This is a genomic window from Sphingomonas kyeonggiensis (assembly GCF_030812785.1).
Taxonomy (GTDB): domain Bacteria; phylum Pseudomonadota; class Alphaproteobacteria; order Sphingomonadales; family Sphingomonadaceae; genus Sphingomonas; species Sphingomonas kyeonggiensis_B.
In genome coordinates, this window is record NZ_JAUSTJ010000002.1 from 425,363 (window position 1) to 438,901 (window position 13,539).

A 13,539-nucleotide genomic window follows, 5' to 3' on the forward strand; every position below is an offset into this window, starting at 1 on the left:
GCGCAGCAGCGGCTTGCCCTTGCCCGTCCCATGGTCTAGCCAGCCGCTTCGCTGCGGGTGTGGCGGAATGGTAGACGCAGCGGACTCAAAATCCGCCGTTGGCAACAACATGTCGGTTCGAGTCCGACCACCCGTACCAATCTCCAGATAACCAGAAGATCCAGCCGCTCGCCCGCGCGCGCCTTGTCGTGCGCGGCCAGAAGAAAGGGCCGCCGCATCGGGTGATGCGACGGCCCTCTAGTTGGATCGCGGAGGCGATCAGAGCTTCAGGCGGGCGCCAAACAGGATCGTGCGGCCGAAATGGTTGTTCTCGTAGCTCCGCTCGGCATCGACGTCGGTGTAGCGGTAGCGATATTCGTCGGTCAGGTTGTTGCCCTCGACCGAGAGCTCCAGCCACTCGTTGACCTTGTAGCGGACCGAGGCATCGACGTTCACGGTCGAGCCATAGCCTTCGAACACGTTGCCGGTGCCGCTGTTCGCATCGACATAGGGGCCGCGATAGGTGCCCATGACGCGGGCGCTGAACCGGCCGTCGTCATAATAGAGCGTGCCGTTGAACGCGCGCTTGGAGACACCGAACAGCGTCGAGTCACGCGTCACATTGGTGAGCGGGCCGAGCGCGCCGGTGGCCGGCACATAGGCCACCGTGATCGGCCCCTGGGTGGTATAGCTCGCGGTGGAGTCGATGAAGGTCGCGTTGGCGAGCACGCCGAAGTGCTTGAACACGCCCGGCAGGAAGGTCAGCGGCACCTGCGCGGCGATTTCCACGCCCCGCAGCTTCGCCCCCGCACCGTTCACGTTCGCCGTGATCGTGTACTCCTGGTTGGGATCGAAGTTGATATAGGCCGGCGAACTGGTCGGCAGCGCCGACTTCGGCAGGCCGGTCGAAGCGAAGCTCGCGGTAAAGGCCCGCGAGATCGGGAAGCTGGCGATGTTCTTCTGGAACAATGCCACCGAGAAGATCGACTGGGGCGCGAAATACCATTCCACGGCCAGGTCGAAATTGGTCGCCCGGTAGGGATCCAGCTGCGGATTGCCGTAGCTGATCCGGTAGTTGAAGCCGTCGATCGTGCCGCCCGGGGTCAGGTTGCCCAGCGAGGGGCGGGTGATGACCTTGGCGATCGCGCCGCGGACGGTGATGTCGTGCGTCGGATAGAAGGCAAGGTTGAACGACGGCAGCCAGTCGTCATAGGTGCGCTCCACCGTGACGGTGGTGCCGCTCAGGACGCCGGTCGACGACTGGTCGGTCTTGGCGTAGCGCATGCCCGCATTGCCGGCGAATTCGAGGCCGAGCAGGTTGCCCTTCACGTCGAACTGCAGATAGCCGCCCTTCACCGTCTCCTGCACGCTGCGATTGTTGCCCACGTCGAGGAGCAGCGGGCGGCTGTACAGCTTGGTATAGGCGGCGGCTGCCGGCAGGTTGGCGACCAGCCACTGGTTGGTATTGCCCGAAGGCTGGCCGGCGCTGCCCAGGTTGAATTGCTCCGACAGGGCCGAGGTCACCGGGAAGCCATAGACTGCGCCGGGGCCGAAGACCGTGGTGGCCGAGCAGGTGATCGTGCCGAGCACCAGATCGGCGCCGCCATTGCCGCACACCGCGGTGTCGCGCATGTACGCCTTGGTATCGAAGTTGAAGCGCCGCCACATGGCGCCCGCCTTGATCTGGAAGCCTTCCGCCACGTCCCACTCGGTGCGCAGCTGGCCGGTCTTGAACTTGTTGGTGACGTTCGACGGGCGATCGCGGATCTCGGCGAGCTGGAAATTGGCCGGATCGGTCACGCTGGTGCCGAAGGTCAGCACCGGGCTCTTCATGTTGGTATAGTCGTATTTGTAACCCTGCGCGTCGCGATCGTCGAAGGCGATCGTCGTCTCGACGGGAATATCGGCATCCGACTTGGACAGGCCGCCCAGCAGGGTGAAGCGGAACTTGTCGGTAACGTCCTGATCCCAGGTGCCGCCGAACTGGTAGAATTGGGTGTTCGACTTGCGGAGATAATGCTCGGTGCGGACATAGACGTCGTTGAGCGTCGCCGAGATCATGTTGTTGTTGGCGTCGTACACCGGGTTCACGACATCGACGGCGCGCTCGTTCGAGCGCAGCAGCACTTCACCCCAGCGCTCCTCGCGGTCTTCCTTGAAGCGCGAATAGAGCGCGTCGAGCGAGATCTTGGTCGATTCGGTCGGTGCGAACTGGATCGAGCCGGTCAGGCCCAGGCGATCGCGGCGGTGCTCGACCTGGCCATAGCGCGGGATGCGCGGGTGGAACGACAGCGTCGCCTGGTCGCAGGCCGCGCTGGGACGATAGGTGCCGCCGCTGTTCGTGCGGGGCGTGGTGTAGACCACGTTCGGCGGCGGCGCGCTGGTGTTATAGACGCAAGGCGTGCCGTTGACCGAGTCGAAGCGCGCCTGCGCCCAGCGCACCGAGTTGTTGCCCAGCTCGAGCGTATTGACCTTCGAATAGGCGGCCGAGACCGCGACGCCGAAGGTGCCGGCATCGTTCTTCCAGCTCAGCAGCCCGGCGACGCGCGGGCCGAGATCCTTGGACAGATCGTTGTACGAGCCGAGCACCGAGACCACGCCGTGCAGGCCGGACTTGCCGGCCAGCGGATTGCCGGTGTTGAGGTCGACGACCGCGCCGAGCGAACCTTCGTCGAGCGAGGCTTCGGCGGTCTTGTGAACCACCAGCGAGCTGAACAGCTCGGAGGCGAAGACGTTGAAATCGAAGGCGCGGTCGCGATTGGCGCTGGCGCCGTCGCTCGACGTCGCCACGGTCTCGAGACCGTTAAGACGGACGCGGGTGAACTGCGCGCCGAGGCCGCGCACGGTGATCGCGCGGCCTTCGCCGCCGTCACGCTGGATCGAGATGCCGGGAATGCGCTGCAGCGATTCCGCGAGGTTCTGGTCGGGGAACTTGGCGATATCCTCGGCGACGATCGCATCGACTGCGCCGATCGACTCGCGCTTGAGGTTGAGCGCCTTTTGCAGTGACTGGCGGAAACCGGTGACAACGATGGCGCCGTCGGTGGCCTGGTCCTGCTCCTGCACGGTCGTATCGGCGGGGGCGGGGGCCTGCGTATCCTGCGCCAGCGCAGGGGTCGCGATGCTCGCGCCGGCCATCACCGCCAGCGACGCGCCGGCACACCACAGATTCCGCCTCTTAGTTCCTTTACGCATCCCAATTCTCCCATGGTCAGTATCCCAGGTCCCGCCGCGCACGCAGCTCGCCTGGTGTCTTGGCCGGCTGATGCCGGCTCTCTGCTCGTCCTGGCCGGCTTGCGCCGGCCCTTATCCGATCATCGCCAAGCGCTTGCGGCCGTCGGCCAGCACCTTGCGATGGAATTTCCTGAGCGATTCCTGGCCGTTGCGCTGTGCAGCGGCCCCCATGCGGGCCAGCCCCAGCCAGGTGAGCGCCTCCGCGGCGCGCATGGCGGGTTCAATGCAGATTCGCTCGATATCCTGCGCCATCGGCGCGAAATAGGCCGCCTCTCCCTGCAGTTTCGCGAGCTTGCTGCTCGTCTGTGCCAGTGTTTCTTGTCCGATATGGACACCGGTGTCAACCAGTCCGCGGCCAATCCGGAACAGCAACCAGTGCAAATGGCCCAGAAGGGCACGATCATCGCCGGCAAAGGCGCCTTGGGAGGCCATCAGCTGCTCGGTGTAGATCGCCCAGCCTTCGGCGAAGGCGGGGACATATTCGAGTCGGAGGGGATGCGGGTTGGCGGCGGCTTCGATCGGCAGCTGGATCATGTGGCCTGGCAGCAGCTCGTGATGGACGACGGCGGGCAATGTCCAGGACGGGCGGTCGCGGATGCGCTTGAGGTCGGGATAATAGGCGCCGGGCGTGGTGGGGGTGGAGACGGTGCGATAGCCCTGCTTGCCCTCGGCCTCCTCGGCCCGGCTCATCCGCACCGTGGCGACGTTCAGGCACTGGGGCGGCAGCGGGCCGAACAGGGCGGGCAGGCGAGCCGGAATGTTGGCGAGCGTCGCATTCATGTCGGCGACGGCGCGGTCGCGGCCGGCATCGTCGTCGCTGTAGAGGAAGCGCGGGTCCTTGAACGCGGCGCTGATCCGCGCGCCGACGCTGCCATTGGTGTAGCCGAGGCGCTTGAGGACGGCATCGGCGCGGGCAGTAAGCTCGCGCGCCTTGTGGAGCATGATCCGGTGCGCTTCCGTCGGGTCGATCCGGCCGTAATGGCGTTCGAGCAGCAGCGCGAAATAGTCGCGGCCCCCGGGGAAGCGCCCGGTTCCCGGCTCGGCGGGCGCCCGGGAGGCAAGCTCCGTGAGCAAAGCTGCCTGCCTGCGCAAGGCCTCGGTAGCGGCACCGCCGGCCCTGTCGGCGGCGGCGCCGACCCCCGCGCGCGTTTTCGCCAGCAGCGGTGCGGGGAGGATCACGCCCCGCCGGGCATCAGCCTCGATCTGTGCGGTCTCGGCCTCGATCCGCTCCGCAGACGGCGCGGCTTCGCGCCAGGCGCCCGCATTCGGCGCGATCACATAGGGCGAACGGCCGAAGCGCCCGATGGGAAACAGCCGGATCATCGCGGAATCGGCCTCGAGCCCCACGCGAACCGTATCCAGGTCGATCCGCGACGACGCCGAAAGCCCGTCCGGATCGAATCCGGAGACCCGGCCCAGCTTTACCGAAGGGGTGCCGGAAAGCGCGTCGAGCATCGCCCGCAGCTCGACGTCGCGGTCGGGGGCGGCCAGGGCGACGCGCGGGAGCGCGGCGACACTGGCGGCGGCGAGGAACTGGCGGCGGTGCATCGCGGTCCTCCGGTTCAGTTGGGCAGCTTCACCACATTGTTCAGCTGCGTCACCTCCGGCGCATTGCCGGGAAGCGCGACGCGGATGCGGGCGGCGCCCTTGGGCAGCGCGAGCCTCAGCGTCGCGGTCTTGGGGGTGAGGTCGAGCGGGGCGGCGAGGGCGGGGATGGGCGCGGAGGCGAGCGCCTTGCCCGACGCGTCTTCAACGGTGAGCGTGCCGCCCTCCGCATCCTTGGCGCCGAGGCTGTGGACGGTGACGGCGAGCCTGTCGCCCTTCGCGACCACATCGTCGCTGCCGATGCCGAGATCGGGCCGGGTAGCGACGTCGTCGCCTGGGGTCTTCAGGGTGAGCTCGATCTCGGTCGTCGCGTGCGGGGCGAAGGTGACGCGGGTGGCGGCGCTGCGCTCGAGATGGAGCGGCGTGGTGGTGCCGTTCGTCACCATCTCCCATTCGCCGGCAGTCACGTTCCAGGTCGACATCTCGGCCGATTGCGGCACGCCGCCCGTGTTGTAGGCGATCACCTTGAAGTGGGTCGGCGTCGCGCCGGGGACGAGGATCGCGGTCTTGAGCGCGCCTTCGGGATCGTCGAAGCGCCAGCTCACCGCATTGCCCGGCCAGGTCTGGTTGCGGCGGAGCGCGATGCCGCCGAGGCGCTCGCGCTGGAGGATCTCGTTGGGCTGGTCGACTCGGTCGGACCACCAATGGCCCTCGGTGTACATGTACTGGCGCTGCGACTTGTCCTCGATCGCGGCGGCGTGGAGCGATTCCAGATATTTGGTGTCGCCGGTCGCGTCCCAGGCGGCCCATTGCTCGAAGGCGCCGCCCTTCTTCGCCCTGTCGGTGAGCGTCTTGGACCAGTCCTTGTCACTGCCCAGCAGGCGGATGACGTTCTCGTTGATGTCCTGCACCGAGGCGGGGCCGCTCTTGCCGACGCGGGCGAGGATCGGATTCAGATACTTTGCGTCGCCGGTGAAGCGATAGGCCGACCAGACCGCCTGGATCGGGGTGGAGGCCCCGCCGCCGTCGCCTGCGCGCTCGGCATCGCTGCGCCAGTTGATCTCATTGGGGTAGGTCCAGTTGCCCTTGGCGTCCTGCTTGCCATGCGCCAGCAGCCCGTCGACCGTGCCGGTGATCAGGCCCTTCGCATCGGGATTGCCGTTATAGACGCCGAGCAGCACCGGGGCGTGGAGGACCACCCAGCTATAGGGTTTCTGCCATTCGAACGGCCCTTCGCGGTAGATCTTCTGCGCGCCGTACCAGTTGCTGGCGAAGTGCATATGGCCGGCAGGGTTGGGGAGGATGATCGTCTTGAGCGCCTTCACCGTCGCCATCAGCCGTTCGACCGCGCGCGGCTCGCCCCAGTTGAGATAGAGGCGCTCGGCGTCCGAGTTCATGCCTTCCTCATAGGCGTGGAGCTCGTCAGTGGTGATGTGGCCAAGGCCGTTCACCATCATGCCGTTCCTGTACACGGCTTCCGAAAGCGCGCGGAGCGACGCGTTGATCTTGTCCGGATCGACGCCCATCAGCGCGAGGCCCGGCCATTGCTGGGTGAGGTCGGTATCGTCCGAGATGCCGCCGCCGAAATCGCCATAGGGGACCTGGCGATTGTCGATCCACCAGTTGACGAACTGGCGAGTGATCCTGAGGTCCTCGAGCTGGCGGAAGGCCCAGAGCGGCACGCCGGCGGGGGCTTCGGGCTGCTTGAACTCGGGCAGGTTCTGCGGACCGTAGCTGATGTCCGCCCAGTAGCGGCGCCCTTCGACATTGTCGGGATCGACGCGGAGCAGGTCCTGCGCATCGGCGAAGACGCGGGCGTACATCGCGGCGCGCTTCGAGGCAGTGTGCTCCTCGACCAGGAAGCCCCAATTGTCCTTCATTTGGTTGAAGCGGTCGGCGATGTGCTCGGGGAGTGCGTCCTTGCGGTCCTTGAAGACGAGGCGGATGTTCATCCCGTCGAGCGATGCCGGGCTGAAATCGGGCGCGGCGGAGGCGAGGGAGAGGTAGAGGCTGTCGTTGGTGAGGATACGGTCCCGCAGGTCGAGCCAGAGCGTGCGGGCCTCGTTCGGGCGGACAGAGACCGACAGATCGATCATGTCGCGGCCCGGCCAGATCGGGTCCTTCACCTTGATGTTGAGCGGGATGAGGCCGTCCTTGCCGGGCGCGGCCTTGAGCGCGGGGATGTCGATTGCGATGCCGTCGAGGCCGTCGCGGCTGTTCTCCCAGCCATAGTTCCAGGCGCGGGCGAGGGCGCGGCCGGCAAAGGCGTCGCCAAAACCGGAAGGGATGAGGACGTGGACGATCGGCATCGCGCCTTCGACATGCGCGGCAGCGCCGGTCGAGGCGGCGCTGCCCGCGCCTGCGGCGGCTGAGCCTGCGCCCGGGGGCAGGGCGAGCACGGTGTTGCGTTCGTCGGCGGGATAACGACCGCGGATGAACCTGTTGAGCGGGGCGAGTGCGGCGAGATCGGAGGAGACGTTCGCGTTCACCGTGTAGCTGAGCTTGTAGGCGCCTTCGGGCTCCTTGCCGGCGCCGACATCATAGGCCCAGATTTCCTGGATCGGCTGCTCCTGCATCACATTGGTGAAGCGGAGCGTGCCGCCCTGTGCCTCGCCGAGCGCGGTGACGCTGCGGACGACGCCCTGAGGGCGCTTGGCCAGGCTGCGGAAGCTGGAACCGTCCGCGCTATAGTCGAGCGCACCATAGGCGGCGCCCCGGATCTCGACGCGATTGAACTTCTCGGCGGCGGGGACGGTCAGCGTGTAGGTCTTGCCGCCCTCGACATAGACGTTCCAGTCGGGCAGCTCGAAATAATCGTCGCGGCCGGGCAGGCGCGAGCCGTTGTAGACGCCGGGCCAGGTGGTCTCGGCAATGCCGTCCACACCCTTCCACATCCATTCCTTCAGGTCCTTCGCATCGGCGAACTCGACCTTGCGGACGCTGGTGACCTTGTCGGCGAGGACGGGCGGCGAGGCGCTATCCCAGCCGAAGCGGTGGAGCCAGGCGGCGCGCTTGCCGGCATCGGCGATGGCGGGCGAAGGTGCGGGTTCGGCCTTGGCGGCGAGCGCGGCGATGCCGGCGGCGTCGAGCATGCGGTCATAGACGCGGATCTCGTCGAGATCGCTGCCGCGCATGAAATTGTAGCGGCTCTGCACCTGGTGCGGCGCCATCACGCGCCCGGCGAGACCGAACTGGTCGAGCCCGGTGTCGAGATCGGCCTTCTGGTCCTTGCGCGCGACTTCCTTGCCGTCGACGAAAAGGCGCACGCCAACCGCCTCGTCCCAGGCAAAGGCGATATGCTGCCAGGCATCGGGCGCGGGGTTGGCGGGGAGCTTGAACGAGACGCGGACGCGCGAGAGGTTCGCGTCGGTCACGAAGGCGTCGAAGCCGTGGCCGTTCCAGTCGATGCGCAGGAACGCCATGTCCCAGCTCGAATGATCGGCATAGCCGACGCGGAAGATCACGAAGGGCGCTTCGCCCACCGGCTCGCGGCTGCGCCAGAAGAAGGAGAGGGTGCCGCGTTGCGCCTGGATGTTCCCCGGCGCGTTCCAGGCGAGATAGCCGTCGTCGGCCCAGCGGAAGGCGCCGCCGATCGCGCCGTCCGGCACATTGGTGACCTTGGTCTGGAAATTGGGGACGGCATCGCCGCCCGCCTTCTCCGCAGTGCTGCCCTTGTCGCCCGAAGCGCGGAAGAGCAGGCCGTCGTCCGTGCCCTGCGCGAAGGCGGGGCTCGCGGCGAGCGCGAGTGCCCATGCCAGAGCGATGCTGGTGGACGTGCGGATCATGACATGCCTCTCTGAACCATAGCAGGACGGTCTCAGCCGCCTTTATTGTCAAGCATGACGGCGCTTGACACCGGTGACAACAGCTTTCTCATTTCCCGACCATGTCCGGGCTGAAGCCGGGCAAAGGTACATTCCCAGGCGAGACAGGCGGCGATCGGGTCGTTCCGATGTTTCCGCTACCAATGTGGCACGGGCTTCGACATGCGTTGACGTGCGCATCTGACACCGGTAGCATCATGCCGACATTCCGCGGACCCGCGCAAAGCCGGCCGTGGCCACTCGGAGAGGAGATCGCGCGCAAGTTACTCGACATGGTCCGGCACCGGTTCGGCCTGTCTTCTCCACATGTTCGCGGATCGCAGGAGGCGAGCGATCCCCGGAAAGTGCGAAGCGGGTGGAACGGGGATGTCGGACGACGGCTGTGTTTGCGCGGTCGAGACATGGCGGGCGACCCTCACGCGACCGGAACATGGGGAATTTAGCGTTGATTGAAGGACGGGAACCGGCCGAGGCCATCGCCCAAGCATTTGTTGCGGCCCGACAGGCAGGGAATGCACCGATCGACTATCCGGGCGAGCTGCCCGGCACGCTCGACGAGGCCTATGGCATCCAGGAGCGTGCAATCGAACTGTTCGGCGACAGGGTCGCCGGCTGGAAGGTCGGCAAGATCCCGGCGCCCCTCGATGCCACCTATGGCTCCAACCGGCTGGCCGGCCCGATCTTCGCCGATTCGGTGGTGACCGCCGCCGAGGGCGATGTGCCGGTGATGCCGGTGTTCGAGCGCGGCTTCGCGGCGGGCGAGGCAGAATATCTGCTGCGCCTGGGCACGCTGCCCGAGAATTTCGACCGCGCCTGGACCAATGCCGAAGTCGCCGAATATGTCGATGCCGTCCATGTCGGCATCGAAGTGGCGAGCTCGCCCTTCCCGGGGATCAACGAGCATGGCCCGGCCGTGACCGTATCCGACTTCGGCAACAATAACGGCCTGGTGATCGGCGCGGAAATTCCGCGCGACATGGATTTCCTTGAGTGGCCGGTAGCGCTAACAATCGAAGGCGAAGTGGCAGGCGAGGCGACGGCGAGCACCATGCTCGACGGTCCGTTCGGTGCCGTCCGCTTCCTGTTCGAGCTTGCGGCTAACCGGCAGCTTCCGCTCGCGAAGGGCCAGTGGATTTCCACTGGCGCTGTCACGGGTGTCCATCCGGTTCGCGTAGGCGATCTGGTGGAGGCGCGGTTCGCCGATGATTACAGCGTCAGGTGCCGTATCGTCGGCATTCACGACGCCTGATTCGGCGGTCGCGGAAGAAAATAAAAGGGAGAGAATGATGGCGAGTAAGGGAGAGGCGGCAGTCTCCGGCGCGGTGTCGCGCGTCGGTCGCTACCGCTGGGTGATCGTGGGGCTGCTGTTCGCCGCCACCGCCATCAACTATGTCGACCGGCAGATGATCGCGGTGCTGAAGCCCGATCTCTCCAAGGAGCTCGGCTGGTCCGAGACCGACTACGCCAACATCGTCTTCTACTTCCAGGCCGCCTATGCGATCGGCTATCTCGCCTTCGGCAAGATCGTCGACGCGATCGGCGCGCGCTTCGGCTATGCCATCGCGGTCGTGATCTGGACGATCGCGCACGTGGCGCATGGCGGCGTGCATAGCGTCATGCAGTTCACCCTGGCACGCTTCGGCCTGGGCATCGGTGAATCGGGCAACTTCCCGGCGGGCGTGAAGACCGTCGCCGACTGGTTCCCGGCCAAGGAGCGCGCCTTCGCGGTGGGCCTATTCAATGCCGGCTCGAACGTCGGCGCGATCCTGACGCCGCTGCTGATCTGGGCGATGGTGCCCGCGTTCGGCTGGCGCATGACCTTCGTGATCACGGGCGTGTTCGGCGTGATCTGGCTGATCGCCTGGCTCGCCATCTTCCGCGACAAGCCGGCCGACCACCCCAAGGTGGGTGCGACCGAGCTCGCCTATATCACCCAGGATCCGGCCGATCCCGAAATCAAGGTGAAGAATCTGTGGGGCAAGCTGCTCCGCACCAAGGAAACCTGGGCCTTCGCGCTCGGCAAGTTCTTCATCGACCCGATCTGGTGGTTCTATCTGTTCTGGCTGCCGAGCTGGCTGGGCAAGGAATATGGCCTTAACCTGACGAGCTGGGACACGCCGACCGCGGCGATCGCGCTGGGCGCCATCTACCTGATCTCGGACGTCGGTTCGATCGCGGGCGGCTGGCTGTCGGGCAAGCTGATGGCCACCGGCATGAGCGTGAACAAGGCGCGCAAGCTGACCATGCTGATCTCGGCGTGCTTCGTGCTGCCGGTGATGTTCACCACCTTCTACGGCAATCTGTGGCTCAGCGTGTTCGTGGTCGGCGTTGCCGCGGCGGCGCACCAGAGCTTCTCGGCGACGCTCTACACCATCCCTTCCGACACCGTGCCGCGCTTCGCGGTGGGTTCGGTCATCGGCATCGGCGGTACCGTCGGCGCGGTGGGCGGCATGGTCTTCTCGAAGTACGCGGGCTATGTGCTCGACGTGATCGGCAGCTATGCGCCGCTCTTCATCGTCGCGGGTGCGGCGTACTTCCTGGCGCTGCTTTCGATCCACCTGCTGTCGCCGCGCCTCGAGCGCGCCGACGTCGCGTAAACCGAGAGGATTGAGAGATGGCCCGGCCCCTGAAGCTTGACCCTGACCGGCTGTTCCCGGCGGAGGAGCGCACGCGGAGTATCGCGCGGGCGCTCTATGCCGAGGTGGCCGGGCTGCCGATCATCAGCCCGCACGGGCACACCGATCCGACCTGGTTCTCGACCAATGCCAACTGGTCGAATGCCACCGAGCTGCTGCTCTCGCCGGATCATTACATCTACCGCATGCTCTATTCGCAGGGCGTGTCGCTCGACGCGCTGTGCGTGCCGAGCAAGGCGGGCATGCCGGCGACCGACCCGCGCGAAGCGTGGCGGACCTTTGCCGAGCACACCTACCTCTTCCGCGGCACGCCTTCGGCGATGTGGCTGGGGCATGTGTTCGGCGAGGTGTTCGGCTTCGACGTGGCGCTCGATGCGTCCACGGCCGATCATTATTACGACACGATCAACGCGAAGCTGGCGAGCGATGCGTTCAAGCCGCGCGCGCTGTTCGACCGCTTCAACATCGGCTTCCTCGCCACCACTGAGGGCCCGCAGGACGATTTGTCGCCGCACCATGCGATCCACAATTCGGGCTGGAACGGGCGGGTGGTCACCACCTATCGCCCCGATGCGGTGATCGACGTCGAGCATGAGCAGTTCGCCGGCGCGATGAAGATCTTCGCCGAGAAGACGGGCGAGGACGTGTACAGCTGGGACGGCTATCTGGCCGCCCACCGCAAGCGCCGCGCCGATTTCCGTGCGGCGGGCGCCACCGCGACCGACCATGGCCACCCGACGGCCGCCACGGCCAACCTGAGCAAGGATGAGGCCGAGCGGCTGTTCCGCACGATCCTGTCGGATCGCTGGACCCCGCAGGATGCCGAGCTGTTCCGCGCGCAGATGCTGACCGAGATGGCGGCGATGAGCGTCGAGGACGGGATGGTCATGCAGATCCACCCTGGCAGCTTCCGCAACCACAATGGCGGCCTGTTCGAGAGCCATGGCCGCGACAAGGGCGCGGACATCCCGATGCGCACCGATTATGTGCACGGCCTGAAGCCGCTGCTCGACCGGTTCGGCACTTCGACCGATCTCTCGATCATCCTCTTCACCCTCGACGAGACGGTCTATGCCCGCGAGCTGGCGCCGCTGGCCGGCCATTATCCGTGCCTGAAGCTGGGCCCGAGCTGGTGGTTCCATGACTCGCCGGAGGGCATGCGCCGCTTCCGCGAGCAGGTGACCGAGACCGCCGGCTTCTACAACACCGTCGGCTTCAACGACGATACGCGCGCCTTCCTCTCGATCCCGGCGCGCCACGATGTTGCCCGCCGCGTCGATTGCGCCTTCCTCGCGCGGCTGGTCGCCGAGGGGCGGCTGCTCGACTGGGAAGCGGCGGAACTCGCGCACGAACTTACCAACGGGCTGGTGCGCAAGGCGTACAAGCTCGACCAACCCGCGCCGGCGCCCGTCGCCGCCGCTGCCTGAACGGAGCACCCATGTTCGACCGTACCTATTACGCCACGCACCCCGACATGATGGAGTGCGTCTCGAACGAGGAACTGCGCGATCGCTATCTGATCACCGACCTGTTCCGCGACGGCGAGGTCGTGCTCAACTATACCCATGCCGACCGCATGGTGATCGGCGGCGTCGCGGTGGCCGGCGGCTCGGTGAAGCTGCCTGACCAGACCGAACCGGCCTCGGCGGCGGGGCACCCGTTCCTCGAGCGTCGCGAGCTGGCGGTGGTCAACATCGGCGGTGTCGAAGGCACCGTGACCGTGGACGGCGAGGTCTTCACGCTGGGCAACAAGGACTGCCTGTACGTGACGATGGGCGCCAAGGACGTGCAGTTCTCGGGCGAGGGCGCGCGCTTCTACCTGGTCTCGTGCCCGGCGCATAAGGGTTTCCAGACCCGCAAGCTCGGCATCGCCGATGCAAACCGCCTCGACCGCGGCACGCTGGAGGAATCGAACGAGCGCTCGATCTACCAGCTGGTCATCCCCGGCGTGTGCGACAGCGCGCAGCTGGTGATGGGCCTGACGGTGCTGAAGCCGGGTTCGGTGTGGAACACCATGCCTCCGCACATCCATGAGCGCCGCAGCGAGATCTACCTCTACTTCGAGCTCGACGACCTCGCGAAGGACCGCGTGTTCCATTACATGGGCCAAGAGGATGCGCTGCGGCACATCGTGGTCCAGAACGAGGAAGCGGTGATCAGCCCGCCCTGGTCGGTCCATATGGGTTCGGGGACCAAGGCCTATGCCTTTATCTGGGCGATGGCCGGCGAGAACCAGGACTATACCGACATGAACGTGCTGGACATCTGCCAGCTGGCGTAGGCCTTTCGACTCCCCTCCCGCGTGCGGGAGGGGCTGGGGG

At 66.4% G+C, this 13,539-nt stretch carries 7 protein-coding genes and 1 tRNA gene; 5 read left to right on the forward strand and 3 right to left on the reverse strand.

Annotated features, from left to right (window positions below; translation table 11 throughout):
- Positions 1–53: 53 nt before the first annotated feature.
- Positions 54–139 (forward strand) — tRNA-Leu (locus tag J2W22_RS11470).
- Positions 140–258: 119 nt separating this feature from the next.
- Here the strand turns inward: J2W22_RS11470 and J2W22_RS11475 are convergent.
- From J2W22_RS11475 to J2W22_RS11485, 3 genes are all read right to left on the reverse strand, one after another.
- Positions 259–3,174: a TonB-dependent receptor gene (locus tag J2W22_RS11475; RefSeq protein WP_307118391.1), complete on the reverse strand. Its 2,916-nt coding sequence runs from the start codon at positions 3,172–3,174 to the stop codon at positions 259–261.
- A gap of 111 nt (positions 3,175–3,285) precedes the next feature.
- A complete protein-coding gene (locus tag J2W22_RS11480) occupies positions 3,286–4,668 on the reverse strand; it encodes a DUF885 family protein (RefSeq protein WP_307118392.1) in 1,383 nt (460 codons plus the stop codon).
- A 107-nt stretch (positions 4,669–4,775) separates the two neighbouring features.
- Positions 4,776–8,543 (reverse strand): LamG-like jellyroll fold domain-containing protein, encoded by a 3,768-nt coding sequence (locus J2W22_RS11485; protein ID WP_307118393.1) that lies wholly within the window; start codon positions 8,541–8,543, stop codon positions 4,776–4,778.
- Between the two features lie 484 nt (positions 8,544–9,027).
- Here J2W22_RS11485 and J2W22_RS11490 point away from each other — a divergent pair, with 484 nt between their 5' ends.
- From J2W22_RS11490 to kduI, 4 genes are read left to right on the forward strand one after another with little or no spacing between them, the layout of a single operon-like run.
- Complete coding sequence (locus J2W22_RS11490; RefSeq protein WP_307118394.1) at positions 9,028–9,831, forward strand: 2-keto-4-pentenoate hydratase; 804 nt, start codon at positions 9,028–9,030, stop codon at positions 9,829–9,831.
- A 37-nt stretch (positions 9,832–9,868) separates the two neighbouring features.
- Positions 9,869–11,179 carry an MFS transporter gene (locus J2W22_RS11495; protein ID WP_307118395.1) on the forward strand — a complete coding sequence of 437 codons (1,311 nt, stop codon included), beginning with the start codon at positions 9,869–9,871 and terminating at the stop codon, positions 11,177–11,179.
- A gap of 17 nt (positions 11,180–11,196) precedes the next feature.
- Positions 11,197–12,645, forward strand: coding sequence for a glucuronate isomerase (uxaC, locus tag J2W22_RS11500; RefSeq protein WP_307118396.1), 1,449 nt, complete (start codon positions 11,197–11,199; stop codon positions 12,643–12,645).
- 11 nt (positions 12,646–12,656) lie between these two features.
- Complete coding sequence (kduI, locus tag J2W22_RS11505; RefSeq protein ID WP_307118397.1) at positions 12,657–13,499, forward strand: 5-dehydro-4-deoxy-D-glucuronate isomerase; 843 nt, start codon at positions 12,657–12,659, stop codon at positions 13,497–13,499.
- Positions 13,500–13,539: the final 40 nt, after the last annotated feature.

What these genes read in the sequence shown, in the direction of transcription:
- uxaC (WP_307118396.1), top strand. Translation starts at nt 11,197, where the DNA reads ATGGCCCGGCCCCTGAAGCTTGACCCTGACCGGCTGTTCCCGGCGGAG.
- J2W22_RS11485 (WP_307118393.1), bottom strand. Translation starts at nt 8,543, where the DNA reads ATGATCCGCACGTCCACCAGCATCGCTCTGGCATGGGCACTCGCGCTC.
- J2W22_RS11495 (WP_307118395.1), top strand. Translation starts at nt 9,869, where the DNA reads ATGGCGAGTAAGGGAGAGGCGGCAGTCTCCGGCGCGGTGTCGCGCGTC.
- kduI (WP_307118397.1), top strand. Translation starts at nt 12,657, where the DNA reads ATGTTCGACCGTACCTATTACGCCACGCACCCCGACATGATGGAGTGC.
- J2W22_RS11480 (WP_307118392.1), bottom strand. Translation starts at nt 4,668, where the DNA reads ATGCTCGACGCGCTTTCCGGCACCCCTTCGGTAAAGCTGGGCCGGGTC.
- J2W22_RS11475 (WP_307118391.1), bottom strand. Translation starts at nt 3,174, where the DNA reads ATGCGTAAAGGAACTAAGAGGCGGAATCTGTGGTGTGCCGGCGCGTCG.